24 protein-coding genes are annotated in these 22,304 nt (G+C 62.8%); 21 read left to right on the plus strand and 3 right to left on the minus strand.

Annotated elements, in window-relative coordinates; all coding sequences use genetic code 11:
• Window positions 1-39: 39 nt before the first annotated feature.
• The 5 genes from tsaD to C5J26_RS27035 are packed head-to-tail and all read left to right on the plus strand — an operon-like array spanning window position 40 to window position 3,548.
• Window positions 40-1,137, plus strand: a complete 1,098-nt coding sequence (gene tsaD, locus C5J26_RS27015; protein WP_105404572.1) for a tRNA (adenosine(37)-N6)-threonylcarbamoyltransferase complex transferase subunit TsaD — start codon at window positions 40-42, stop codon at window positions 1,135-1,137.
• Entirely contained in the window at window positions 1,134-2,120 is a 987-nt protein-coding gene (locus C5J26_RS27020) for an NAD(P)H-dependent glycerol-3-phosphate dehydrogenase (RefSeq protein ID WP_105404573.1), read from the plus strand. Before tsaD ends, C5J26_RS27020 begins: the two co-directional genes overlap by 4 nt.
• 36 nt (window positions 2,121-2,156) lie before the next feature.
• Window positions 2,157-2,447 (plus strand): YciI-like protein, encoded by a 291-nt coding sequence (locus C5J26_RS27025; protein WP_105404574.1) that lies wholly within the window; start codon window positions 2,157-2,159, stop codon window positions 2,445-2,447.
• A gap of 8 nt (window positions 2,448-2,455) precedes the next feature.
• Window positions 2,456-2,896, plus strand: coding sequence for an EVE domain-containing protein (locus tag C5J26_RS27030; protein ID WP_105404575.1), 441 nt, complete (start codon window positions 2,456-2,458; stop codon window positions 2,894-2,896).
• 7 nt (window positions 2,897-2,903) lie between these two features.
• Window positions 2,904-3,548, plus strand: a complete 645-nt coding sequence (locus C5J26_RS27035; RefSeq protein ID WP_105404576.1) for a methyltransferase — start codon at window positions 2,904-2,906, stop codon at window positions 3,546-3,548.
• Between the two features lie 44 nt (window positions 3,549-3,592).
• Here C5J26_RS27035 and C5J26_RS27040 read toward each other — a convergent pair whose 3' ends face one another.
• Window positions 3,593-4,177 (minus strand): glutathione S-transferase N-terminal domain-containing protein, encoded by a 585-nt coding sequence (locus C5J26_RS27040; protein ID WP_105404577.1) that lies wholly within the window; start codon window positions 4,175-4,177, stop codon window positions 3,593-3,595.
• A gap of 125 nt (window positions 4,178-4,302) precedes the next feature.
• Between C5J26_RS27040 and C5J26_RS27045 the strand changes: the two genes are divergently transcribed.
• Window positions 4,303-4,671, plus strand: a complete 369-nt coding sequence (locus C5J26_RS27045) for a helix-turn-helix domain-containing protein (protein ID WP_105404578.1) — start codon at window positions 4,303-4,305, stop codon at window positions 4,669-4,671.
• Window positions 4,672-4,725: 54 nt separating this feature from the next.
• On the opposite strand, the gene C5J26_RS27050 is transcribed toward C5J26_RS27045, so the two are convergent.
• Entirely contained in the window at window positions 4,726-5,151 is a 426-nt protein-coding gene (locus tag C5J26_RS27050) for a hypothetical protein (protein WP_105404579.1), read from the minus strand.
• Window positions 5,152-5,439: 288 nt separating this feature from the next.
• On the opposite strand from C5J26_RS27050, the gene sdhC reads away from it, so the two are divergent.
• The 15 genes from sdhC to lpdA all read left to right on the plus strand — a co-directional run bounded on the left by sdhC (window position 5,440) and on the right by lpdA (window position 21,752).
• Window positions 5,440-5,832 carry a succinate dehydrogenase, cytochrome b556 subunit gene (gene sdhC, locus C5J26_RS27055; RefSeq protein ID WP_105404580.1) on the plus strand — a complete coding sequence of 131 codons (393 nt, stop codon included), beginning with the start codon at window positions 5,440-5,442 and terminating at the stop codon, window positions 5,830-5,832.
• An 11-nt stretch (window positions 5,833-5,843) separates the two neighbouring features.
• Complete coding sequence (gene sdhD, locus C5J26_RS27060; protein ID WP_105404581.1) at window positions 5,844-6,224, plus strand: succinate dehydrogenase, hydrophobic membrane anchor protein; 381 nt, start codon at window positions 5,844-5,846, stop codon at window positions 6,222-6,224.
• A 7-nt stretch (window positions 6,225-6,231) separates the two neighbouring features.
• The gene (sdhA, locus tag C5J26_RS27065) at window positions 6,232-8,073 is read left to right on the plus strand and encodes a succinate dehydrogenase flavoprotein subunit (RefSeq protein ID WP_105404582.1); all 1,842 of its coding nucleotides are present in this window, start codon (window positions 6,232-6,234) and stop codon (window positions 8,071-8,073) included.
• A gap of 17 nt (window positions 8,074-8,090) precedes the next feature.
• On the plus strand, window positions 8,091-8,870 hold the full coding sequence (locus C5J26_RS27070) for a succinate dehydrogenase iron-sulfur subunit (protein ID WP_007757759.1): 780 nt from the start codon (window positions 8,091-8,093) through the stop codon (window positions 8,868-8,870).
• Between the two features lie 187 nt (window positions 8,871-9,057).
• A complete protein-coding gene (locus C5J26_RS27075) occupies window positions 9,058-9,597 on the plus strand; it encodes a protease inhibitor Inh/omp19 family protein (protein ID WP_046637470.1) in 540 nt (179 codons plus the stop codon).
• A 30-nt stretch (window positions 9,598-9,627) separates the two neighbouring features.
• Window positions 9,628-10,791, plus strand: a complete 1,164-nt coding sequence (gene zapE, locus C5J26_RS27080; protein ID WP_105404583.1) for a cell division protein ZapE — start codon at window positions 9,628-9,630, stop codon at window positions 10,789-10,791.
• 176 nt (window positions 10,792-10,967) lie between these two features.
• Window positions 10,968-11,930: a malate dehydrogenase gene (mdh, locus tag C5J26_RS27085; protein ID WP_007757753.1), complete on the plus strand. Its 963-nt coding sequence runs from the start codon at window positions 10,968-10,970 to the stop codon at window positions 11,928-11,930.
• A 36-nt stretch (window positions 11,931-11,966) separates the two neighbouring features.
• Window positions 11,967-13,160 carry an ADP-forming succinate--CoA ligase subunit beta gene (gene sucC, locus C5J26_RS27090; RefSeq protein WP_046665079.1) on the plus strand — a complete coding sequence of 398 codons (1,194 nt, stop codon included), beginning with the start codon at window positions 11,967-11,969 and terminating at the stop codon, window positions 13,158-13,160.
• A gap of 19 nt (window positions 13,161-13,179) precedes the next feature.
• On the plus strand, window positions 13,180-14,085 hold the full coding sequence (gene sucD / locus C5J26_RS27095) for a succinate--CoA ligase subunit alpha (protein WP_105404584.1): 906 nt from the start codon (window positions 13,180-13,182) through the stop codon (window positions 14,083-14,085).
• Between the two features lie 238 nt (window positions 14,086-14,323).
• Window positions 14,324-17,320 (plus strand): 2-oxoglutarate dehydrogenase E1 component, encoded by a 2,997-nt coding sequence (locus C5J26_RS27100; protein WP_105404625.1) that lies wholly within the window; start codon window positions 14,324-14,326, stop codon window positions 17,318-17,320.
• Between the two features lie 57 nt (window positions 17,321-17,377).
• On the plus strand, window positions 17,378-18,634 hold the full coding sequence (odhB, locus tag C5J26_RS27105) for a 2-oxoglutarate dehydrogenase complex dihydrolipoyllysine-residue succinyltransferase (RefSeq protein ID WP_105404585.1): 1,257 nt from the start codon (window positions 17,378-17,380) through the stop codon (window positions 18,632-18,634).
• Between the two features lie 15 nt (window positions 18,635-18,649).
• The gene (locus C5J26_RS27110) at window positions 18,650-19,066 is read left to right on the plus strand and encodes an MAPEG family protein (protein WP_105404586.1); all 417 of its coding nucleotides are present in this window, start codon (window positions 18,650-18,652) and stop codon (window positions 19,064-19,066) included.
• A 61-nt stretch (window positions 19,067-19,127) separates the two neighbouring features.
• Complete coding sequence (locus tag C5J26_RS27115; RefSeq protein WP_172746107.1) at window positions 19,128-19,571, plus strand: hypothetical protein; 444 nt, start codon at window positions 19,128-19,130, stop codon at window positions 19,569-19,571.
• The gene (locus C5J26_RS27120) at window positions 19,568-20,320 is read left to right on the plus strand and encodes an SDR family oxidoreductase (protein WP_105404626.1); all 753 of its coding nucleotides are present in this window, start codon (window positions 19,568-19,570) and stop codon (window positions 20,318-20,320) included. Before C5J26_RS27115 ends, C5J26_RS27120 begins: the two co-directional genes overlap by 4 nt.
• A gap of 25 nt (window positions 20,321-20,345) precedes the next feature.
• Complete coding sequence (gene lpdA, locus C5J26_RS27125) at window positions 20,346-21,752, plus strand: dihydrolipoyl dehydrogenase (protein WP_105404588.1); 1,407 nt, start codon at window positions 20,346-20,348, stop codon at window positions 21,750-21,752.
• A gap of 76 nt (window positions 21,753-21,828) precedes the next feature.
• On the opposite strand, the gene C5J26_RS27130 is transcribed toward lpdA, so the two are convergent.
• Window positions 21,829-22,221, minus strand: a complete 393-nt coding sequence (locus C5J26_RS27130; RefSeq protein ID WP_105404589.1) for a GFA family protein — start codon at window positions 22,219-22,221, stop codon at window positions 21,829-21,831.
• Window positions 22,222-22,304: the final 83 nt, after the last annotated feature.

Below are 22,304 nucleotides of genomic sequence, written 5' to 3' on the forward strand. Positions count from 1 at the left end.
TAGACCGGTTTATCCGGCATCGCAATTATCGATAGGCGTATGGCGACCTTTCTTCGCATCCTCGGCATTGAAACTAGCTGCGACGAGACGGCGGCTTCCGTCGTCGCGCGCCATGAGGACGGTCGGGGCGAAATCCTCTCCGACGTCGTGCTGTCGCAGCTTGACGAACACAGCGCCTATGGCGGCGTCGTGCCGGAGATTGCGGCGCGTGCACATGTCGAGGCGCTGGACGGACTGATCGAGGAGGCGCTGGCGCGCGCCAATGTGTCGCTCGACGAGATCGATGCGGTCGCCGCAACCTCCGGTCCCGGTCTGATCGGCGGGCTGATTGTCGGACTGATGACCGCCAAGGCGATCGCGCGGGCCGCCGGCAAGCCGCTGATGGCGATCAATCACCTCGAAGGTCATGCGCTGACGGCGCGGCTGACCGACGGGCTTTCCTTTCCCTACCTGATGCTGCTCGTGTCCGGCGGCCATACCCAGCTCGTCCTGGTGCGCGGCGTCGGCGAATACGAGCGCTGGGGCACGACGATCGACGATGCGCTTGGCGAGGCGTTCGACAAGACGGCAAAGTTGCTCGGCCTGCCCTATCCCGGCGGGCCGGCTGTCGAGAAGGCGGCGCTGAAAGGCAATCCGGACCGGTTCTCGCTGCCGCGGCCGCTGGTCGGCGAAGCGCGGCTCGACTTTTCCTTCTCGGGCCTCAAGACGGCGGTGCGCCAGGCGGCGACCGAGATCGCCCCCTTGAGCGAGCAGGATGTCGCCGATATCTGCGCCTCGTTCCAGAAGGCGATTTCCCGCACGCTGCGCGACCGCATTGGCCGCGGGCTGGCGCGCTTCAAACAGGAATTCGCGCATCTCGATGTCGATCGGGCGCTGGTCGTCGCCGGTGGGGTTGCCGCCAACCAGGAAATTCGCCGGACGCTACAGGCGCTCTGCATCGAGAATGGCTTCCGCTTCATCGCGCCGCCGCTGCGCCTCTGCACCGACAATGCGGCGATGATCGCCTGGGCGGGGCTCGAGCGGATGGCGGAGGATCTGCCAACGGACGGTTTCGACGTGGCCCCGCGCTCGCGCTGGCCGCTCGACAAGGACGCCAAGACCCTGCTTGGGTCCGGCAAGCGAGGAGCCAAGGCATGAGCGGTGCGGAGAAAATCGTCGTCATCGGCGCCGGCGCCTTCGGGACCGCGCTTGCCGCCGTGATTTCGCTGGAAGGCCGGCATCCGGTGACCCTGATCGGCCGCGATCCTTCGCTGATGAGCGATCTGCGCGACGACCGGGTGCATGATGCCGCACTTCCCGGCGTGCCCCTGCCGGATGCGCTGGAGTTTTCCGCCGAGCCGGATGCGATCGGCGAGGCGAGCCTCGTGCTTTTTGCCATGCCCTCGCAGGCGCAGGCGGATGCGGCACGGCATTACGGTCCTTATCTTGCCGACGGCGCGGTGGTCGTCACCTGCGCCAAGGGCATCGACAGATCTTCAGGCCGGTTGCTGACCGAGCTGCTGGAGGCGGAATTGCCGCATCATCCGGTCGCGGTGCTTTCCGGGCCGGGTTTTGCGGCCGATATCGCCCGCGGCCTGCCGACGGCGATGGCGATTGCGGCGGGGGATGAGGCATTGGCGGAACGGCTCGCCAACGCGCTCTCCAGCCGTACCTTCCGCCTCTATGCTTCCACCGACCGGATCGGTGTTCAGCTCGGCGGCGCGCTGAAGAACGTGCTGGCTATCGCCTGCGGAATCATCGAAGGCGCCGGGCTCGGCGAATCGGCGCGTGCAGCACTGATCTCGCGCGGTCTTGCGGAAATGTCGCGGCTGGTCGAGGCGATGGGTGGCAAGGCGGATACGGTGCGGGGCCTGTCGGGCCTCGGCGACCTGGTGCTGACCGGCACCAGTCATCAATCGCGCAACCTGCGCTTCGGCATCGCGCTCGGCAGAGGCGAGGGCACTCAGGCCGGCGGACCGCTGGTCGAGGGGGCGTTCGCGGCATCCGTCGCGGCGCGTCTTGGCGAGAAATTCTCGGTCGAACTGCCGGTCACCCACGCGGTGGCCGATATCATCGACGGCAAGCTCGATATCATGACGGCCATGGAACAGCTGATGACCCGGCCGATCACCACCGAATAAGACATTCCCCCAAAAGGATCATGCAAGGAGAGACTGATGCTGTTTGCGTTTCTGTGCACCGACAAGCCCGGCCATCTGAACGTCCGGATGGAAACCCGCCCCACCCATCTGGAGCATCTGAACAAGCTCAATGCAGAGGGTGTGCTGAAGTTCGCAGGCCCGTTCCTCGATGAGGACGGCAAGCCGAACGGCAGCCTCGTGGTCGTCGAAGCCGCCGACATGGCCGCCGCCCGCCTGATCGCCGAAGCCGATCCCTATTACCTGGCCGGCCTGTTCGAGAAGGTCGAAGTGAAGGCTTGGAACTGGGTCTTCAACAAGCCGGAGTGAGGCGACAGATGGCATATTGGCTTTACAAATCCGAACCGTCGGCCTGGTCCTGGGAACAGCAGAAGGCGGCGGGCGAAAAGGGCACCGAATGGACCGGCGTGCGAAACTACCTGGCGCGCAACAACATGCGGGCCATGAAGATCGGCGACAAGGGTTTTTTCTACCACTCGAATGACGGACTGGAGATCGTCGGCATCGTCGAGGTCTGCGCGCTGTCGCATCCCGATTCGAGCGCCAAGGGCGACCCGAAGTGGGATTGCGTCGACATCCGCGCGGTGACCGACATACCGACGCCGGTGACGCTGAAGGATATCAAGGCGAACCCGAAGTTCGAGAAGATGTCGCTGGTGACGTCGATGCGGCTTTCGGTGCAGCCGGTGACCGACGAGGAATATTTCGAGATCTGCAAGCTCGGCGGTCTCGACAATCCGCCGAAATCGCCGGCCTGAAGCGACCTTGAAGACCGATCCACGGACCTTCATCCTCGAGAACACGGTTCTCATGAGCCCGCCGCATGTGCCGGAAATCCGGCTGCATCTGGCGAGCGAGGCGCATGACCTGTGGCTGAAGACGGAAGAAGATCTGGAGAAGATCGGTCTGCCGCCGCCGTTCTGGGCTTTTGCCTGGGCCGGCGGACAGGGGCTTGCGCGTTATATCCTCGATCATCCGGAAACGGTCGCGGGCAAAGAGGTGCTGGATTTCGCCAGCGGCTCCGGCCTGGTGGCGATTGCCGCCCGGCTCGCCGGCGCCGCCGACGTGCTGGCCGCGGATATCGATCCCTGGGCTGCGAGCGCCATGGCGCTGAATGCCGCTGAGAACGGGGTGGCGATGCGCACCACCGCCGACGACCAGATCGGCAAGGCTGTCGAGGCGAATGTCATCCTGGCCGGCGATGTCTTCTACGACCGCGATTTTGCGGCCGCCTTGATCCCCTGGTTGACGCGGCTTGCGGGCGAGGGAAAGCTGGTCCTGGTCGGCGATCCCGGCCGCAGCTACCTTCCGAAGGACAGGCTCAAGTCGCTGGCGGTCTATCAGGTGCCGGTCACCCGGGCGCTGGAAGACAGCGAGGTGAAGATGACGACCGTCTGGCGGTTTGGGTAGTTGGTGCGGAGCTTGTGCTGCCGATTTGCTTTATCGCCGGGTGATCAGGCCAATCCCTCCTCGGCGAACGCCTGGATCACGGAGGGGCGCATCTTCATATGCGCGAAGCAGTTGCGCAGGCGAGCCGGCAGTTCGACGCCGCTCCTGGGCGCAACCATCAGAACCCAGAACAAATAGCAGTCGGCAATCGTCATCTCGTCGCTGATCAGGAATTTCCTGTCGCCCATCTGGTCGGCAAGGATGGTGAAGGCTTTCGCAAGCTTTTCGCGGGCGCGCACCTTCTCCGGTTCCGGGAAGTCCTTGAAGAAGGGGACATAGTTCGCATGGATTTCGGACGACATGAAGGCGAGTGCCTCCAGCGTCCGCCACCGGGCAATGCCGCCTTCTGGCAGAAGCTTGCCGCTCTGTTCGGCAATATAGTTCAGGATGACCTGGTTTTCCGTCAGGATCGTTCCGTCATCGAGCTCAAGGGTCGGGATGTAGCCCTTCGGGTTGATCGACAAGAAATCTCGACCGTCCTCGGTCTTCTTTTCACGATTTATGCTGAGGAGCTTGTAGGCAATTCCGGTCTCGATGAGGGCGATATGATCGGCCAGGCTGCAGGCCGCAGGGTAGTAGAAAAGGTTCATGGTGGTCTCCTTGCGATAGGCCTGCCTCAGCAATGATTTAGCGGGGGAAGGTCTACAATGTTGACCACGGCCATTTATGGGACCAAATAATACCCGTCAAAAGCATATTTTTAGGAGCTGGTCAGATGGATGTGACCACCAAGCCGGCAGGAGCCGACTGCAAAGCTGTCGGCGAGATTTTAAGCCGGGTGGGTGACAAATGGACGATCCAGGTCGTCGTTGCATTGATGTCGGGTTCACGACGTTTCAACGCGATCAAGCGGTATGTCAGCGGTATTTCACAGCAGATGCTGACGCGGACACTCAAGACGCTCGAGCGCGACGGTATGGTCGAACGGACCGTTCACCACAGCACCCCGCCGCAGGTCGAATACACTTTGACGCCGCTCGGGCACTCGCTGGCGGAGACCGCGCATCAGCTTGCCCATTGGGCGGCAGCCCATCAGCTGGAAATCGAAGGCAATCGCCTTCAATATGACGTCCGTGCATCGTGAAACGATTTGCGGTGGCTCATGCTGCGATGACGCCGCTGAACTCGCCTCAGCCCCTCAATTCCCGCCGCGGATGACGCAGACGCCGGCTTCGTAGGAGCAGGCGTTTCCGAAGCCCCGCAGGCCTGTGCCGACATCGATGATCTTGGCCTTGGGCGCGAGCACCACGCGGCCTTGCTCCGCCCACCAGTAGTCTTCCGAAAAATAGCGCGCGAAATGGATGCCGAAGTCGGGGATCGGGGGAGCCTGCAGCGGTCCGCTGAAAATGCCGAGCCGGCGGACGAAGGATGCCGTGCCGGTATAGAAGACGCGGAAGCTTTCCACCTCCGGCGCGCGGTCCTCCCGTTCCGTCCAGCGATTGCCTGCCAGCCGGTAGACGCTGCTGTCGGCATCGCTCCGGCCGTCGCGGGCGTTCGTGGCGGATGCGAGCGACGCCAAAAGGCCGGCAGTGACCAGGACAGGCTTGATGCGATTCGCGATCATGGCGAAACTCCGGAGGATATGATTAACGAAACGTTATCATAAAACGGCTCCTCCCGTCCCGGCGGCAACGAAATCTTTCGAAATCCTGGTTAATGTGACAGCCGGGTTTGCACCGCGCCAGCCCCGAGAAAGCCACAATCGATTAAATTGGAAATCCGTTTGAATTGTTCTTGTCGTCCGACATTCGTACGATTAAACCACGCCAATGATGCAATGCACATTTCTTCGGCATCGCGTGCATTGCCGGGCACCCGCTCTTGATACCGCATACGACGCCGCGAGGTTCTGATGGCGAATGTGACAAATAACCGGCCCCTGTCGCCGCATCTTCAAATCTACAAATTTATCCCCACCATGGCGATGTCGATCGTTCACCGCATTACCGGTGCAGCGCTCTACTTCGGCACGCTGTTGGTCGCCGCCTGGCTGATCGCGGCCGCGTCCGGCGAGGAATATTTCAACCAGGTCAACTGGCTGTTCGGCTCGATCATCGGCCAGATCGTTCTGTTCGGTTATACCTGGGCCCTTCTTCACCATCTGCTCGGCGGCCTGCGCCACATCATGTGGGATATCGGCTACGGGTTCGAGAAGGAATTCTCGACCATGCTCGCCAAGGCCAATCTCGTGGCTTCCATCGCGCTGACCGTTCTGGTCTGGGCGATCGTGCTCATCGCTCGCTGAGGGGATCGATCATGGATATGCGCACTCCTCTCGGAAAAGTTCGCGGCCTCGGCTCGGCCAAGAGCGGCACGGAGCATTTCTGGCGTGTTCGGACCACGTCGCTCGCCCTCGTCCCGCTTCTCCTCTTCTATGTCGTCTTCCTGATCGCCTACGGCGGCAGGCCTTATGCCGAAGTGGTCGGCGCGCTCGCCAATCCCTTTGTCGCGACGATCAACGGGCTGACGGTCATCGCCAGCATCATCCACATGCGTCTTGGCATGGAAGAGATCATCCAGGACTATATCCATTCCGAAATCACGAAGATCGTTCTTCTGATCCTCAACGCCTTCTTTTCCCTCGCGGTGGGCGGCCTCTGTCTTTTCGCCGTCCTGAAAATCGCATTTGCAGGATAACCCCGTCATGGCATCCGTCACCCCCATCGCCCAGAACGGCAAGGCCTATACCTATGTCGACCATTCCTATGACGTGATCGTCGTCGGCGCCGGCGGCGCTGGCCTGCGCGCCACGCTCGGCATGGCCGAACAGGGTTTCAAGACCGCCTGCATCACCAAGGTCTTCCCGACCCGCTCGCACACCGTGGCAGCCCAGGGCGGCATTGCCGCCTCGCTGCAGAACATGACGCCGGATAGCTGGCAGTGGCACCTCTACGACACCGTCAAGGGTTCCGACTGGCTCGGTGACGTCGATGCCATGCAGTACATGGTCATGGAAGCGCCGAAGGCCGTCTACGAACTTGAGCACTACGGCGTGCCCTTCTCCCGCAACGAAGAAGGCAAAATCTACCAGCGCCCGTTCGGCGGCCACATGCAGAACTTTGGCGCCGGCCCGCCGGTGCAGCGCACCTGCGCCGCGGCAGACCGCACCGGCCACGCCATCCTGCACACGCTTTACGGCCAGTCGCTCAAGAACAACGCCGAATTCTTCATCGAATATTTCGCGCTCGACCTGATCATGTCTGACGACGGGCGCTGCACCGGCGTCGTCGCCTGGAACCTCGACGACGGCACGATCCATCGCTTCGCCGCCAAGATGGTGGTGCTGGCGACCGGCGGTTACGGCCGCGCCTATTTCTCGGCAACGTCTGCCCATACCTGCACCGGCGACGGCGGCGGCATGGTGGCTCGTGCCGGCCTGCCCTTGCAGGACATGGAATTCGTGCAGTTCCACCCGACCGGCATCTACGGCTCCGGCTGTCTGATCACCGAAGGCGCGCGCGGCGAAGGCGGTTACCTCGTCAATTCCGAGGGCGAACGCTTCATGGAACGATATGCGCCGTCGGCGAAGGACCTCGCTTCCCGCGACGTCGTCTCGCGCTGCATGACGCTGGAAATCCGCGAAGGCCGCGGCGTCGGCAAGAACAAGGACCACATCTTCCTGCATCTCGACCATCTCGATCCGGCCGTTTTGCACGAGCGTCTGCCGGGCATTTCCGAGAGCGCCAAGATCTTTGCGGGTGTCGACGTGACACGGGAGCCGATCCCGGTCCTGCCGACCGTGCATTACAACATGGGCGGCATCCCGACCAATTTCTGGGGTGAAGTGCTCAACGCCGACAGCAACAATCCGGAACGTCTGCTGCCGGGCCTGATGGCCGTCGGCGAAGCGGGCTGCGCCTCGGTTCACGGCGCCAACCGCCTCGGCTCCAACTCGCTGATCGACCTCGTGGTCTTCGGCCGCGCCGCCGCGATCCGCGCCGGCGAGGTGATCAACAAGGCCGAGCCGATCCCGGCCCTCAACATCGCCGCCTGCGATAAGCTCATGGAGCGTTTCGACCGCCTGCGGAACGCCAATGGCGGCACGCCGACCGCGGTGCTGCGCGACAAGATGCAGCGCACCATGCAGGACGACGCCGCCGTGTTCCGTACGCAGGAATCGCTGGAGTCGGGCTGCAAGCGCATGTCGGCGATCTGGGGCGAGCTGAAGGACATCAAGGTCACCGACCGTTCGATGATCTGGAACTCGGACCTGGTCGAGACGCTGGAACTCGAAAACCTGATGGCGAACGCGATCGCCACGGTGGTCGGCGCGGAAGCCCGTAAGGAAAGCCGCGGCTCCCACGCCCGCGAGGACTACACGTCCGGCCCGTTCGGCGGCCGCGACGACGAGAACTGGCGCAAGCACACGCTTGCCTGGGTCAGCGACAACGGCGACGTCAAGCTCGACTATCGCCCGGTTCACACCGAGCTCATCGCCGAAGGCATCGATCCGTACAAGATCGAGCCGAAGGCACGCGTTTACTGATCTGAGGGAACTGGACCATGGTTGAACTCGCTCTTCCCAAGAACTCTCAGATGACCGAAGGCAAGACCTGGCCGAAGCCGGCCGGCGCCAAGAACGTCCGGGAATTCCGCATCTACCGCTGGAACCCGGATGACGGCCAGAACCCGCGCATCGACACCTATTACATCGATGTCGACGATTGCGGCCCGATGGTTCTCGACGGTCTGCTCTACATCAAGAACAATATCGACCCGACGCTGACGCTGCGCCGCTCCTGTCGCGAGGGCATCTGCGGCTCCTGCGCCATGAACATCGACGGCACCAACACGCTCGCCTGCACCAAGGGCATGGACGACGTGAAGGGCACCGTGAAGGTCTATCCGCTGCCGCATATGCCTGTGGTCAAGGACCTGGTTCCGGACCTCACCAACTTCTACGCCCAGCACCGCTCGATCGAGCCCTGGCTGAAGACGGTTTCGCCGCCGCCGGCCAAGGAATGGAAGCAGAGCCACGAAGACCGCCAGAAGCTCGACGGCCTCTACGAGTGCATCCTGTGCGCCTGCTGCTCGACCTCCTGTCCGAGCTACTGGTGGAACGGCGACCGTTATCTCGGCCCGGCCACCCTGCTGCAGGCCTATCGCTGGCTGATCGATAGCCGCGACGAAGCCAAGGGCGAGCGCCTCGACAATCTTGAGGATCCGTTCCGGCTCTATCGCTGCCACACGATCATGAACTGCGCCCAGACCTGCCCCAAGGGCTTGAACCCGGCCAAGGCGATCGCCGAAATCAAGAAGATGATGGTCGAGCGTCGCGTCTGAGGCGTTCTCGACATTTGATGCCTCATCCGGTCCCCGCGTCGGCGGGACCGGATGCATTGCAGCATTCTTCTTGATCAGCCATGCCGAATTGTTCCAATACGACTTGATTAACCAAGGTGGTTTACGATAATTCGGTCTCAATTCAGTGGCATCGGTGGCGGGTCAAGCTGAAAGCAGGAGTTAGATGATGCAGTTCAGATACGTGGCGACGGGACTTGTTCTTGCCTTGGCACTGGCCGGTTGCCAGCGCACATCCTATAGCCCTTATAGCGATCTGCCCGCCCAACCCTCTCAGCCGGCGCCGCTTCAGGCGCAGCCCGTGCCGTCCGTTCAGGGCGGGCAGCTGCCGCCGCCTCCCGGCACTGCCGGTTCCTCCCAGTTCCCGAGCGCGCCCGGCGCAAATCCTGCCATGGCGTCGGCCAATGCCGCACCGCCTGCGACTGCGCTCGACATCAAGAAGGAAGCGATGGTCGGCAACTGGCGTGTGTCCAATTCCGGTTCGTCCTGCGACATGTTCCTGACGCTCACCAATCTCGGCGGCGGTTCGCGCGGCGGTACCCGCGGCTGTGCCGGCGAACTGACGGCGATGGGTTCCTGGGACGTGTCGGGCAAGATGGTTCAGTTCAAGAACCGGGCCGGCGACGTGATCGGACGCGTCTACAAGAGCGCCGAGAACCGCTTCGACGGTACGATGAACTCCGGCCAGCCGGTCAGCCTCAGCCGCTAAGCGGTTCCCCGCAGTATCGAGGGCGTCCGGTTGGAACCCATTCCCGAATACACGACGAGCGTCGGCGAAGAGCTGAAGGCTTTGACTGTGTCGGGTGTGCTGACTGCCGACGCAGCCCAGCTGGCGGTGGCCGTCAAGCTCGACCATCTGCTGACCTGCCTTCGCGAGACGGGACCTGCCAAGAAGAAGAGCGCGCTCGGCTGGCTTTTCGCCAAGGGCGGCGGTCGGCCGCGCGAAATCCGCGGACTCTACGTGCATGGCAGCGTCGGGCGTGGCAAGACCATGCTGATGGACATGTTTTTCAAGAAGGCGCCGACGACAAAGAAGCGTCGTGCGCATTTCCACGAATTCATGGCGGATGTGCACAACCGCATTCACGACCATCGCCAGAAGCTGAAGCGCGGCGAGACCAAGCAGGCCGATCCCGTGCCGCCGGTCGCTGCCGCCCTTTTTGCGGAAGCCGAACTCCTCTGCTTCGACGAATTCTCGGTCACCGACATCACCGATGCGATGATCCTGGCGCGGCTGTTCACGGAGCTGTTCGGGCTCGGCTGCGTGCTGGTCGCGACCTCCAACGTAGGCCCCGGCGATCTTTACAGGGACGGGCTGAACCGCGGGCTGTTCCTGCCGTTCATCGCGCTTCTCAACCGCTACGTGGACGTGGTCACCCTCGACTCGCCCAACGACTACCGCATGCAGAAACAAGCAAGCCTGCCGGTCTACGTGACGCCGCTCGATGCGCGCGCCGACGCCGCGATGGAATCCGCCTGGCACCAGGTGACCGAAGGCAAGAAGGCGGCGCCTGCCGAGATCCCCATGAAGGGCCGCAGCATCCACGTGCCCTCCGCCGCCGGGCGGGCGGCGCGCTTCGATTTCAAGGACATCTGCGGCAAGCCGCTCGGGGCGTCGGATTATCTGGCGCTCGCCAATCGCTTCGACGCGATCTTCGTCGAGCGCGTTCCGCAGCTCGGGCCGGAGAAGCGCAACGAAACCAAGCGGCTGATCAACCTCGTCGATGCGCTCTACGACCACGCGGTCCGGCTCTATATTTCCGCGGCGACTGCGCCGGAACATATCCTCCTGGAGCGAAAAGGCACAGAAGGCTTCGAGTTCGACCGCACCGTCTCGCGTCTTTTTGAGATGCGCAGCCCGGACTATCTTGCACTGCACCAGGAAAAGCGCCGCCGACTTTAACGGTTTGGTGACAGAAACTCTTACGTTTACGTAAGAGTTTTAACATCTAACCGATTGAAAAAGTTGGGCCGGAAATAATCGATTGCCATTTCGGGCGGATGGCGGTATGCGGTCTGGCACGTTGGTAGGCGAGCCGTAGTCTGCCATGGATTCGGATCTCGAAAGGAAGCTTTTCGATGGCGCGCAAGAAGATCGCACTTATTGGTTCTGGCATGATCGGTGGAACGCTGGCGCATCTCGCCAGCCTGAAGGAGCTGGGCGACATCGTCCTCTTCGACATCGCTGACGGCATCCCACAGGGCAAGGGGCTCGATATCGCCCAGTCCGGCCCGGTAGAGGGCTTCAATGCCAAGCTTTCCGGCGCCAGCGACTACGCGGCGATCGAAGGCGCCGATGTCTGCATCGTCACCGCCGGCGTCGCCCGCAAGCCGGGCATGAGCCGCGACGACCTGCTCGGCATCAACTTGAAGGTCATGGAACAGGTTGGCGCCGGCATCAAGAAATATGCCCCGAACGCCTTCGTGATCTGCATCACCAACCCGCTCGACGCGATGGTCTGGGCTCTCCAGAAGTTCTCGGGCCTGCCGAAGAACATGGTCGTCGGCATGGCCGGCGTGCTCGATAGCGCCCGCTTCCGCCTCTTCCTTTCCGAAGAATTCAACGTTTCCGTCCAGGACGTCACCGCCTTCGTTCTCGGCGGCCATGGCGACACGATGGTGCCGCTCGCCCGTTACTCGACCGTCGGCGGCGTACCGCTCACAGACCTCGTCAAGATGGGCTGGGTCACCAAGGAACGTCTCGAAGAAATCATCCAGCGCACCCGTGACGGCGGCGCCGAAATCGTCGGCCTGCTGAAGACCGGTTCGGCCTATTACGCGCCGGCCGCCTCGGCGATCGAAATGGCCGAATCCTTCCTCAAGGACAAGAAGCGCGTTCTGCCGGCCGCCGCCTATCTCTCCGGCCAGTACGGCGTCAAGGACATGTATGTCGGCGTTCCGACGATCATCGGCGCCGGTGGCGTCGAGCGCATCATCGAGGTCGAGTTCAACAAGGACGAAGAAGCTGCCTTCCAGAAGTCCGTCGGCGCCGTTGCCGGCCTCTGCGAAGCCTGCATCAACATCGCCCCGGCTCTCAAGTAATTGACGCGCTGAAGTCATCGAAACAGGGATAAACCCATGAACATTCATGAATATCAGGCCAAGGCTCTGCTCAAGGGCTATGGCGCGCCGGTTGCGGAAGGCGTCGCGATCCTCAAGGCTGACGAGGCCGAGGCTGCTGCGAAGTCGCTGCCGGGTCCGCTTTACGTCGTCAAGAGCCAGATCCATGCGGGCGGCCGCGGCAAGGGCAAGTTCAAGGAACTCGGCCCCGACGCCAAGGGCGGCGTTCGCCTGGCTTTCTCGATCGAAGAAGCCAAGGCGCATGCCAAGGAAATGCTCGGCAACACGCTGGTGACCGCTCAAACGGGTGAAGCCGGCAAGCAGGTCAACCGCCTCTATATCGAAGACGGCGCCGACATTGCCCGCGAACTCTATTGCTCGCTGCTGGTGGACCGCTCGGTCGGCCGCGTCGCATTCGTGGTTTCGACCGAAGGCGGCATGGACATCGAAGCCGTTGCCCACGACACGCCTGAAAAGATCCAGACGATCGCCATCGATCCGGAAGCCGGCGTGACGGCTGCGGACATCGCTGCGATCTCCAAGGCTCTGGAACTCGACGGCGCTGCCGGCGAAGATGCCAAGTCGCTCTTCCCGCTGCTCTACAAGGCCTTCAACGAGAAGGACATGGCCCTTCTCGAGATCAATCCGCTGATCGTCATGAAGAACGGCCACCTGCGCGTTCTCGACGCGAAGATGTCGTTCGACGGCAACGCGCTCTTCCGCCACGACGACGTCAAGGCGCTGCGCGACGAGACCGAAGAAGACGCCAAGGAAATCGAGGCCTCGAAGTGGGATCTCGCCTATGTCGCGCTCGACGGCAATATCGGCTGCATGGTCAACGGTGCCGGTCTCGCCATGGCGACGATGGACATCATCAAGCTCTACGGCAAGGAACCGGCTAACTTCTGCGACGTCGGCGGCGGCGCCGGCAAGGAGAAGGTGGCTGCGGCCTTCAAGATCATCACGGCGGACCCGAAGGTCGAGGGCATCCTCGTCAACATCTTCGGCGGCATCATGCGCTGCGACGTCATCGCCGAAGGCGTTGTCGCTGCGGTTCAGGAAGTCGGCTTGAAGGTTCCGCTGGTGGTGCGCCTCGAAGGCACCAATGTCGAACTCGGCAAGAAAATCCTCAACGAGTCCGGTCTCGCGATCACTGCGGCTGACGATCTTGACGACGCGGCGAAGAAGATCGTCGCGGCGATCGAAGCCTAACCTGGAAGGACCGGAATCAATGTCTATTCTCGTTAACAAAGACACGAAGGTCATCGTCCAGGGCCTGACCGGGAAGACCGGCACCTTCCACACGGAACAGGCGCTCGGCTACTACGGCACCAAGATGGTGGGCGGCGTTCATCCCAAGAAGGGCGGCGAATCGTGGTCGTCCGGCGTCGACGGTACGGCGCTGCCGATCTTCACCTCGGTTGCCGAAGCCAGGGAACGGACCGGCGCCGACGCGACCGTGATCTACGTTCCGCCGGCAGGCGCCGCGGACGCGATCATCGAAGCGATCGAAGCCGAAGTTCCCTTCATCACCTGCATCACCGAAGGCATTCCGGTCATGGACATGGTCCGCGTCAAGGCTCGCCTCGACCGCTCCAAGTCGCGACTGCTCGGCCCCAACTGCCCGGGCATCCTGACGCCGGAAGAGTGCAAGATCGGCATCATGCCGGGCTCGATCTTCCGCAAGGGCTCGGTCGGCATCGTTTCCCGCTCGGGCACGCTGACCTATGAGGCCGTGTTCCAGACCTCGAATGAAGGCCTCGGCCAGACCACCGCTGTCGGCATTGGCGGCGACCCGGTCAAGGGCACCGAGTTCATCGACGTCCTGGAAATGTTCCTCGCTGACGACGCGACGACCTCGATCATCATGATCGGCGAAATCGGCGGCTCGGCGGAAGAAGACGCGGCGCAGTTCCTGAAGGACGAAGCCAAGAAGGGCCGCAGCAAGCCCATGGCCGGCTTCATCGCGGGCCGCACCGCTCCGAAGGGCCGCACGATGGGCCATGCCGGTGCAGTGGTTTCCGGCGGCAAGGGTGACGCGGAATCGAAGATTGCGGCAATGGAATCGGCAGGCATCAAGGTGTCGCCGTCCCCGGCCCGTCTCGGCAAGACCTTGGTTGAAGTCCTCAAGGGCTGACGCCACATAAAGGACACTCGCCGCCTAGATAGATAGGTGGCGATTGATCCGACAAGCTTCGGACAGGCGAAGCGCCACATTGTTTCGCCTGTCCATGTTTTGCGTCTCTCAATTTCGGGAGACGCGCGACCGCCAAGCGCGGTTCGGTACCAAGACGAAGACCAAGAAAATGCGGAGGCCGGAGATATATTCCGGCTCCGATTACGTCAGGAGGCGGGCGCGGCGCCCGCAGATAACCATGGCACGGCAAGAAGCCAACGAGCAGTTCCTCATCACCTCTTTCCTCGACGGACAGAACGCGGCCTATATCGAGCAGCTTCATGCTCGTTACGAGGACGATCCGACATCCGTCGCGCCGGAATGGCAGGCCTTCTTCAAGGCACTCGCCGATAACCCGGACGACGTGAAGGCGGCGGCGAAGGGTGCCTCCTGGCAGCGCAAGAACTGGCCGATCACGGCCAATGGCGAGCTGGTCTCGGCGCTCGACGGCAACTGGCCGATCGTCGAAAAGGCGATCGAAACCAAGGTGAAGGCAAAGGCGGAAGCGACTGCTGCTGCGACCGGCAAGCCGGTCAACGAAACCGATGTGCTGCAGGCGACGCGGGATTCCGTGCGCGCCATCATGATGATCCGCGCCTATCGCATGCGGGGCCACCTGCATGCCAAGCTCGATCCGCTCGGCATTGCCAGCGCGGTCGAGGATTATAACGAGCTTTCGCCGACGGCTTACGGCTTCACGGAAGCGGACTACGACCGCAAGATCTTCATCGACAACGTGCTCGGCCTCGAATACGCGACGCTCCGCGAGATGATCGAGATCCTTGAGCGCACCTATTGCTCGACGCTCGGCGTCGAGTTCATGCATATCTCCAATCCGGAAGAGAAATCCTGGATCCAGGAGCGCATCGAAGGCCCCGGCAAGGGCGTCGAATTCACCGCCAACGGCAAGAAGGCGATCCTTCAGAAGCTGGTGGAAGCGGAAGGTTACGAACAGTTCCTGGACGTACGCTTCAAGGGCACCAAGCGCTTCGGCCTCGACGGCGGCGAATCGCTGATCCCGGCGCTCGAACAGATCATCAAGCGCGGCGGCCAGGACGGCCTGGAAGAAGTCATCGTCGGCATGGCCCACCGCGGTCGCCTGAACGTTCTGACCAACGTCATGGGCAAGCCGCACCGGGCAGTGTTCCACGAGTTCAAGGGCGGTTCGTTCAAGCCCGACGAAGTCGAAGGCTCGGGCGACGTGAAGTACCATCTCGGCGCTTCTTCTGACCGCGAATTCGACGGCAACACCGTGCACCTGTCGCTTACGGCCAACCCTTCGCATCTGGAAATCGTCAACCCTGTCGTCATGGGCAAGGCGCGCGCCAAGCAGGACATGCGTGCCAAGGTCTGGGAAGGCGACATCATCCCCCTCAAGGAGCGTTCCAAGGTTCTGCCGCTGCTGTTGCACGGCGATGCGGCCTTCGCCGGCCAGGGCGTTGTGGCTGAAATCCTCGGCCTTTCGGGCCTGCGCGGTCATCGCGTCGCCGGCACGATGCACGTCATCATCAACAACCAGATCGGCTTCACCACCAATCCGGCCTTCTCGCGTTCGTCGCCCTATCCGTCCGACGTCGCCAAGATGATCGAGGCGCCGATCTTCCACGTCAACGGCGACGATCCGGAAGCGGTCGTCTACGCCGCCAAGATCGCGACCGAATACCGGATGAAGTTCCACAAGCCGGTGGTCATCGACATGTTCTGCTACCGCCGCTTCGGCCATAACGAAGGCGACGAGCCGGCGTTCACGCAGCCGAAGATGTACAAGGTCATCCGCGCCCACAAGACCGTCGCGCAGATCTATGCCGACCGCCTGATCGCCGAAGCTCTCCTCACCGACGGCGAGTTCGAGAAGATGAAGGCCGACTGGCGCGCCAATCTCGAAACCGAGTTCGAGGCCGGCCAGAGCTACAAGCCGAACAAGGCCGACTGGCTGGACGGCCAGTGGTCGGGCCTGCGCTCGGCCGACAATGCCGACGAACAGCGCCGCGGCAAGACCGCGATGCCGATGAAGGAACTGCGCGAGATCGGCCGCAAGCTGTCGACCATTCCGGAAGGCTTCAACGCTCACCGCACCATCAAGCGGTTCATGGAAAACCGCGCCCAGATGGTCGAAACCGGCGAAGGCATCGACTGGGCCATGGCGGAAGCCCTGGCCTTCGGTTCGCTCGCTGTCGAAGGCACCAAGATCCGCCTGTCCGGCCAGGATTGCGAACGCGGCACGTTCTCGCAGCGCCACTCAGTTCTCTACGATCAGGACACCGAAGAGCGCTACATTCCGCTCGCCAACCTGGCGCCGACCCAGGCCCGTTACGAAGTCATCAACTCGATGCTTTCGGAAGAGGCGGTCCTCGGCTTCGAATACGGCTATTCGCTTGCCCGCCCGAATGCGCTGACCCTCTGGGAAGCCCAGTTCGGCGACTTCGCCAACGGTGCGCAGGTCGTGTTCGACCAGTTCATCTCGTCAGGCGAACGCAAGTGGCTGCGCATGTCCGGTCTCGTTTGCCTTCTGCCGCACGGTTATGAGGGACAGGGTCCGGAACACTCCTCGGCACGCCTGGAGCGCTGGCTGCAGATGTGCGCAGAAGACAACATGCAGGTCGCCAACGTCACGACGCCGGCCAACTATTTCCACATCCTGCGCCGGCAGACCAAGCGCGACTTCCGCAAGCCGCTGATCCTGATGACGCCGAAGTCCCTGCTGCGCCACAAGCGGGCTACCTCGACGCTTGCCGAAATGGCCGGCGAATCCTCCTTCCATCGCCTGCTCTGGGACGATGCGGAGGTCATCAAGGACGGCCCGATCAAGCTGCAGAAGGATGCCAAGATCCGTCGCGTCGTGCTCTGCACCGGCAAGGTCTATTACGACCTTCTCGAGGAGCGCGAAAAGCGCGGCATCGACGACATCTACCTGCTGCGCATCGAACAGCTTTATCCGTTCCCGGCCAAGGCCCTGATCAACGAGCTTTCCCGCTTCCGCAACGCGGAGATGGTCTGGTGCCAGGAAGAGCCGAAGAACATGGGTGCGTGGTCGTTCATCGACCCGTATCTGGAATGGGTTCTGGCGCATATCGATGCGAAGTATCAGCGCGTTCGTTACACGGGCCGGCCGGCAGCGGCTTCGCCTGCGACGGGCCAGATGTCGAAGCATCTCGCACAGCTCGAAGCCTTCCTCGAAGACGCGCTCGGCGGCTGATTCCCAGCCGCTTCTCCACTTTTCACAGACACAACCTGACAAACACGGAAACAGATCATGGCCACCGAAATCCGCGTCCCAACCCTCGGAGAATCCGTCAGCGAGGCAACCGTCGGCACCTGGTTCAAGAAGGTCGGCGACACGGTCAAGGCCGACGAGCCGCTCCTCGAGCTCGAAACGGACAAGGTGACCGTAGAAGTTCCGTCGCCGGCCGCTGGCGTTCTCACCGAAATCGTCGCCGCAAACGGTGAGACCGTCGGCCTCGGCGCCCTGCTCGGCCAGATCGATGCAGCTGCTGCCGGCACCGCGACCGCCGCTCCGGCTGCAAAGCCTGCTGAAGCCGCACCGGCCAAGGCTGCCGAACCGGCTGCTCCGGCTCCGGTCGCTGCCGCCGCCAGCGCCTCTGCTGCTGCCACCTCGATGCCGCCGGCTCCGGCTGCCGCAAAGATCGCTGCGGACAACAACATCTCGACTGCCGATATCGATGGTTCGGGCAAGCGTGGCCAGGTTCTGAAGGGCGACGTGATCGCCGCCGTCGCCAAGGGCATTTCCGCTCCGGCCCAGGCGCCTGCTGCTCCGGCGGCACCGCGTCCGGTTTCCTCGGCCGACGACGCATCCCGCGAAGAGCGCGTGAAGATGACGCGCCTGCGCCAGACGATCGCCCGCCGCCTCAAGGACGCGCAGAACACCGCCGCCATGCTGACCACCTATAACGAGGTGGACATGAAAGCGGTCATGGACCTGCGCAACCGCTACAAGGACGTGTTCGAGAAGAAGCATGGCGTCAAGCTGGGCTTCATGGGCTTCTTCACCAAGGCCGTGACCCACGCGCTGAAGGAACTGCCGGCCGTCAACGCCGAGATCGACGGTACCGACATCATCTACAAGCAGTATTGCCATGTCGGCGTCGCCGTCGGCACCGACAAGGGCCTCGTGGTTCCGGTCGTGCGCAATGCCGATCAGATGTCCATCGCCGAAATCGAGAAGGATATCGGCCGCCTTGGCAAGCTCGCCCGCGACGGACAGCTCTCCATGGCAGACATGCAGGGCGGCACGTTCACCATCTCCAACGGCGGCGTCTACGGCTCGCTGATGTCCTCGCCGATCCTCAACGCTCCGCAGTCCGGCATTCTCGGCATGCACAAGATCCAGGACCGCCCGGTCGTCGTCGGCGGCCAGATCGTCATCCGCCCGATGATGTATCTCGCGCTCTCCTACGACCACCGCATGGTGGACGGCAAGGAAGCCGTGACCTTCCTCGTGCGCGTCAAGGAAAGCCTGGAGGATCCGGAACGCCTGGTTCTCGATCTCTAAGACGGGAATGGACCCATGGAAACGCTCGGGGTTACCGCAACGCCATACATGACGCTGCTGGCCTTGAGCGTTGTCCTTCTGGTGTTCCACATTCTGCTGCAGGGCACGCTCTCCACCCGCGAGCTTGGTAGTGAATGGAACGCCGGCCCGCGGGACCAGGGACTGGCGCCGAGGGGCCGGTTCGCGGGGCGCGCCGAACGCGCCTCGAAGAATTTCCAGGAGACCTATCCGGCGTTCGTCGGCCTGCTGCTCGGCGTTGCCTTTGCGGGAGATGACGCGTCCGGCTGGGGGCTGATCGGCGGCTGGATCTGGCTGGTCTCCCGGGTCGTCTATATCCCGCTCTACATGGGCGGCGTGCCCTATATCCGGTCCCTCGTCTGGACGGTGAGCCTGATTGGGCTTCTCGCCATGACCATCGCGCTCTTCCGGTGACGCCATGATCGCATCCTTGAAAACATGGATTCCGATATTCTGCCTGGTGCCGGGGATCGCCATGGCTGCCGAACGGTGCGCGATCGAGAAGGCGGTGTTCGTCGAGGCGACTGCTGGGACCGTGCTTGCGTTCAAGCCGGTCGGTTCGGATGCGGCAGTGGTCAGCCATCTCTTCACGATCACCGGGGGCAAGCTGAAACTCGACGGCAACATCATGTATGACGACGAGTCCAAGCGTCCCGGCGGCATGGTGACGAACAACTGCCCGCAGGGCGATGCGACAGGCGCGGAACTTCGGGCCTGCACCGTCTGGACCGGCGTGCCCTATGCCCTTGATGTGGCGACCGGCCATATCGACATATTGGGCGCCGCGAATACCCAGGCGCCGGACGCGATCCTGATGCCGGGCTTCGGCCCGGCGGTCCGCCATTCGACGCTGTGGGGCAAGAGCGGCCTGAAACAGGTTCCCTGGGACCTGTACGAGTTCAAGGAATGCAAGGCATGAGCGAAAACCCTGTTCTCCTGGTGACCGGCGGAAGCCGCGGCATCGGTGCGGCGGTCTCGCTCCTAGCCGCCAGCCGTGGCTGGCGGGTGGCGATGAACTACGCCTCCAATCAGGAGGCTGCCGAAAAGGTGGTTTCGGAAATCGAGACGGCCGGCGGCGAGGCGATCGCGGTCCGGGCGGATGTCGGCAATGCCGCCGAGATCGTCGCGATGTTTGAGGCGATCGACCGACATTTCGGGCGCCTGGACGGGCTGGTCAATAATGCCGGGATCGTCGACATGCCGCAGCGCATCGACGAGATGAGTGCGGAACGCATCGAGCGGATGATGCGGATCAATGTCACCGGTTCGATCCTCTGCGCCGGGGAAGCGGTGCGCCGCATGTCGACGAGACATGGCGGCAAGGGTGGCGCGATCGTCAATATCTCGTCCATGGCCGCCAAGCTTGGTTCTCCGGGGCAATATGTCGATTACGCCGCTTCGAAGGCGGCGATCGACACGCTGACCATCGGCCTGGCGCGCGAAGTTGCGACCGAAGGCGTGCGCGTCAACGCGATCCGCCCGGGCATTATCGACACGGACATCCACGCGTCCGGCGGCTTGCCGGACCGGGCGCGCGACATGGCGCCCAGCGTTCCCATGCAACGGCCGGGCAGGGCGGAAGAGGTGGCGGATGCCGTCCTCTATTTTCTGTCGCCAGCGGCCTCCTATGTAACCGGCGCCATACTCGACGTGAGCGGCGGGCGCTAAGAGATGAAGAGAAGGAAAAAGTACTATGGCATATGATCTCGTCGTCATCGGAAGCGGCCCCGGCGGTTACGTCTGCGCGGTGAAGGCTGCCCAGCTCGGCCTCAAGGTCGCGGTCGTGGAAAAGCGTGCCACCTATGGCGGGACCTGCCTCAACATCGGCTGTATCCCTTCCAAGGCACTGCTGCACGCTTCCGAAATGTTCGCCCACGCCGCCCATGGCATGGATGCGCTCGGCGTCGAGGTCTCGGCTCCGAAACTCAATCTTGAAAAGATGATGGCCCACAAGGACGCGACCGTTAAGTCGAACGTCGACGGCGTCTCCTTCCTGTTCAAGAAGAACAAGATCGACGGCTTCATCGGCACCGGTAAGATCGTTTCCGCCGGTAAGGTCTCCGTGGCCGGCGACGACGGCAAGGTCCAGGAACTCGAAGCCAAGAACATCGTCATCGCCACTGGCTCCGACGTTGCCGGCATTCCTGGCGTCAATGTCGAGATCGACGAGAAGGTGATCATCTCGTCCACCGGCGGCATCGCACTCGAAAAGGTGCCGGCGCACCTGATCGTGGTCGGCGGCGGCGTCATCGGCATGGAGCTCGGTTCGGTCTGGTCGCGCCTCGGCGCCAAGGTGACCGTCGTCGAATATCTCGACAAGCTGCTCGGCGGCATGGACGGCGACGTTTCCAAGCAGTTCCAGCGCATGATGGCGAAGCAGGGCATGGACATCCGTACGGATGCCAAGGTCACCGGTGTCGAAAAGACCGCCAATGGCGCCAAGGTCACCTATGAGCCGGTCAAGGGCGGCGACGCCCAGACGCTCGAAGCCGACGTCGTGCTGATCGCCACCGGCCGCAAGCCCTATACGGCGGGTCTCGGTCTGGAAGAAGCGGGCGTCAAGCTCGACAACCGCGGCCGCGTCGAGATCGACGGCCACTTCAAGACCAATGTCGAAGGCATCTACGCGATCGGCGACGTCGTTCGCGGCCCGATGCTCGCCCACAAGGCGGAAGACGAAGGCGTTGCGATCGCCGAGATCATCGCCGGCCAGCATGGCCATGTGAACTACGACGTCATCCCCGGCGTCGTCTACACCCAGCCGGAAGTGGCCTCCGTCGGCAAGACTGAGGAAGAGCTGAAGGCTGCGGGCGTCGCCTACAAGGTCGGCAAGTTCCCGTTCACCGCCAACGGCCGCGCCCGCGCGATGCTGGCGACGGACGGCTTCGTGAAGATCCTCGCCGACAAGGATACCGACCGGGTTCTCGGCGGCCATATCGTCGGTTTCGGCGCCGGCGAAATGATCCACGAGATCGCCGTGCTGATGGAATTCGGTGGTTCGTCGGAAGACCTCGGCCGCACCTGCCATGCCCATCCGACCATGTCGGAAGCGGTCAAGGAAGCCGCGCTCGCGACCTTCTTCAAGCCGATCCATATGTGAGCGCGTCCAGCGCTTTCATGCGGGTTCGATCAGGAAGGGTGGGACATTGTCCCGCCCTTTTCGCTGTGCGCGCTCCCTATCCCTCGAAGCGGCCCGTGGCGTCGCGATCGCGCTCGTATCGCCTGGTGAGCGGAAACGGCGGCAACCAGGACTCGCGGCGGATGATCCAGCTTTCGTAGGTTGGCGTCAGCTGGTCGGGGGTGTCCAGGGATCCGAGGTTGACTTCGATCTCGTCCGCGGTGCGTGCGAAAACCGAGGAACCACAGCGGGGACAGAAAAACCGCCCGGCGTACTCGCGTGTCTCACCATCGACCGTCACCGCATCCTGCGGAAATATCGCGGAAGCGTGGAAAAGCGCTCCATGGTGCTTGCGGCAGTCGAGACAGTGACAGAGGCCGACCCGGTACGGCAGTCCCGACGCCACAAATCGCACGTTGCCGCACAGGCAACCGCCGGTAAATCGATCCATGTTGCATCTCCTCCAAGATCAAACGGCCGGAATTTTTACACCGATCAGCGCCTTCGGCGCAATTGTTCGCAGCGGACGATAGT

The sequence above is a fragment of the Neorhizobium sp. T7_12 genome, from assembly GCF_002968535.1.
In the GTDB taxonomy this organism is placed as follows: Bacteria; Pseudomonadota; Alphaproteobacteria; order Rhizobiales; family Rhizobiaceae; genus Neorhizobium; species Neorhizobium tomejilense.

Excerpts from the sequence above, each read along its gene's own strand:
- tsaD (WP_105404572.1), top strand. The coding sequence starts at position 40 with ATGGCGACCTTTCTTCGCATCCTCGGCATTGAAACTAGCTGCGACGAG.
- C5J26_RS27020 (WP_105404573.1), top strand. The coding sequence starts at position 1,134 with ATGAGCGGTGCGGAGAAAATCGTCGTCATCGGCGCCGGCGCCTTCGGG.
- C5J26_RS27025 (WP_105404574.1), top strand. The coding sequence starts at position 2,157 with ATGCTGTTTGCGTTTCTGTGCACCGACAAGCCCGGCCATCTGAACGTC.
- C5J26_RS27030 (WP_105404575.1), top strand. The coding sequence starts at position 2,456 with ATGGCATATTGGCTTTACAAATCCGAACCGTCGGCCTGGTCCTGGGAA.
- C5J26_RS27040 (WP_105404577.1), bottom strand. The coding sequence starts at position 4,177 with ATGAACCTTTTCTACTACCCTGCGGCCTGCAGCCTGGCCGATCATATC.
- C5J26_RS27045 (WP_105404578.1), top strand. The coding sequence starts at position 4,303 with ATGGATGTGACCACCAAGCCGGCAGGAGCCGACTGCAAAGCTGTCGGC.
- C5J26_RS27050 (WP_105404579.1), bottom strand. The coding sequence starts at position 5,151 with ATGATCGCGAATCGCATCAAGCCTGTCCTGGTCACTGCCGGCCTTTTG.
- sdhC (WP_105404580.1), top strand. The coding sequence starts at position 5,440 with ATGGCGAATGTGACAAATAACCGGCCCCTGTCGCCGCATCTTCAAATC.
- sdhD (WP_105404581.1), top strand. The coding sequence starts at position 5,844 with ATGGATATGCGCACTCCTCTCGGAAAAGTTCGCGGCCTCGGCTCGGCC.
- sdhA (WP_105404582.1), top strand. The coding sequence starts at position 6,232 with ATGGCATCCGTCACCCCCATCGCCCAGAACGGCAAGGCCTATACCTAT.
- C5J26_RS27070 (WP_007757759.1), top strand. The coding sequence starts at position 8,091 with ATGGTTGAACTCGCTCTTCCCAAGAACTCTCAGATGACCGAAGGCAAG.
- C5J26_RS27075 (WP_046637470.1), top strand. The coding sequence starts at position 9,058 with ATGCAGTTCAGATACGTGGCGACGGGACTTGTTCTTGCCTTGGCACTG.
- mdh (WP_007757753.1), top strand. The coding sequence starts at position 10,968 with ATGGCGCGCAAGAAGATCGCACTTATTGGTTCTGGCATGATCGGTGGA.
- sucC (WP_046665079.1), top strand. The coding sequence starts at position 11,967 with ATGAACATTCATGAATATCAGGCCAAGGCTCTGCTCAAGGGCTATGGC.
- sucD (WP_105404584.1), top strand. The coding sequence starts at position 13,180 with ATGTCTATTCTCGTTAACAAAGACACGAAGGTCATCGTCCAGGGCCTG.
- C5J26_RS27100 (WP_105404625.1), top strand. The coding sequence starts at position 14,324 with ATGGCACGGCAAGAAGCCAACGAGCAGTTCCTCATCACCTCTTTCCTC.
- odhB (WP_105404585.1), top strand. The coding sequence starts at position 17,378 with ATGGCCACCGAAATCCGCGTCCCAACCCTCGGAGAATCCGTCAGCGAG.
- C5J26_RS27110 (WP_105404586.1), top strand. The coding sequence starts at position 18,650 with ATGGAAACGCTCGGGGTTACCGCAACGCCATACATGACGCTGCTGGCC.
- C5J26_RS27115 (WP_172746107.1), top strand. The coding sequence starts at position 19,128 with ATGGCTGCCGAACGGTGCGCGATCGAGAAGGCGGTGTTCGTCGAGGCG.
- C5J26_RS27120 (WP_105404626.1), top strand. The coding sequence starts at position 19,568 with ATGAGCGAAAACCCTGTTCTCCTGGTGACCGGCGGAAGCCGCGGCATC.
- lpdA (WP_105404588.1), top strand. The coding sequence starts at position 20,346 with ATGGCATATGATCTCGTCGTCATCGGAAGCGGCCCCGGCGGTTACGTC.
- C5J26_RS27130 (WP_105404589.1), bottom strand. The coding sequence starts at position 22,221 with ATGGATCGATTTACCGGCGGTTGCCTGTGCGGCAACGTGCGATTTGTG.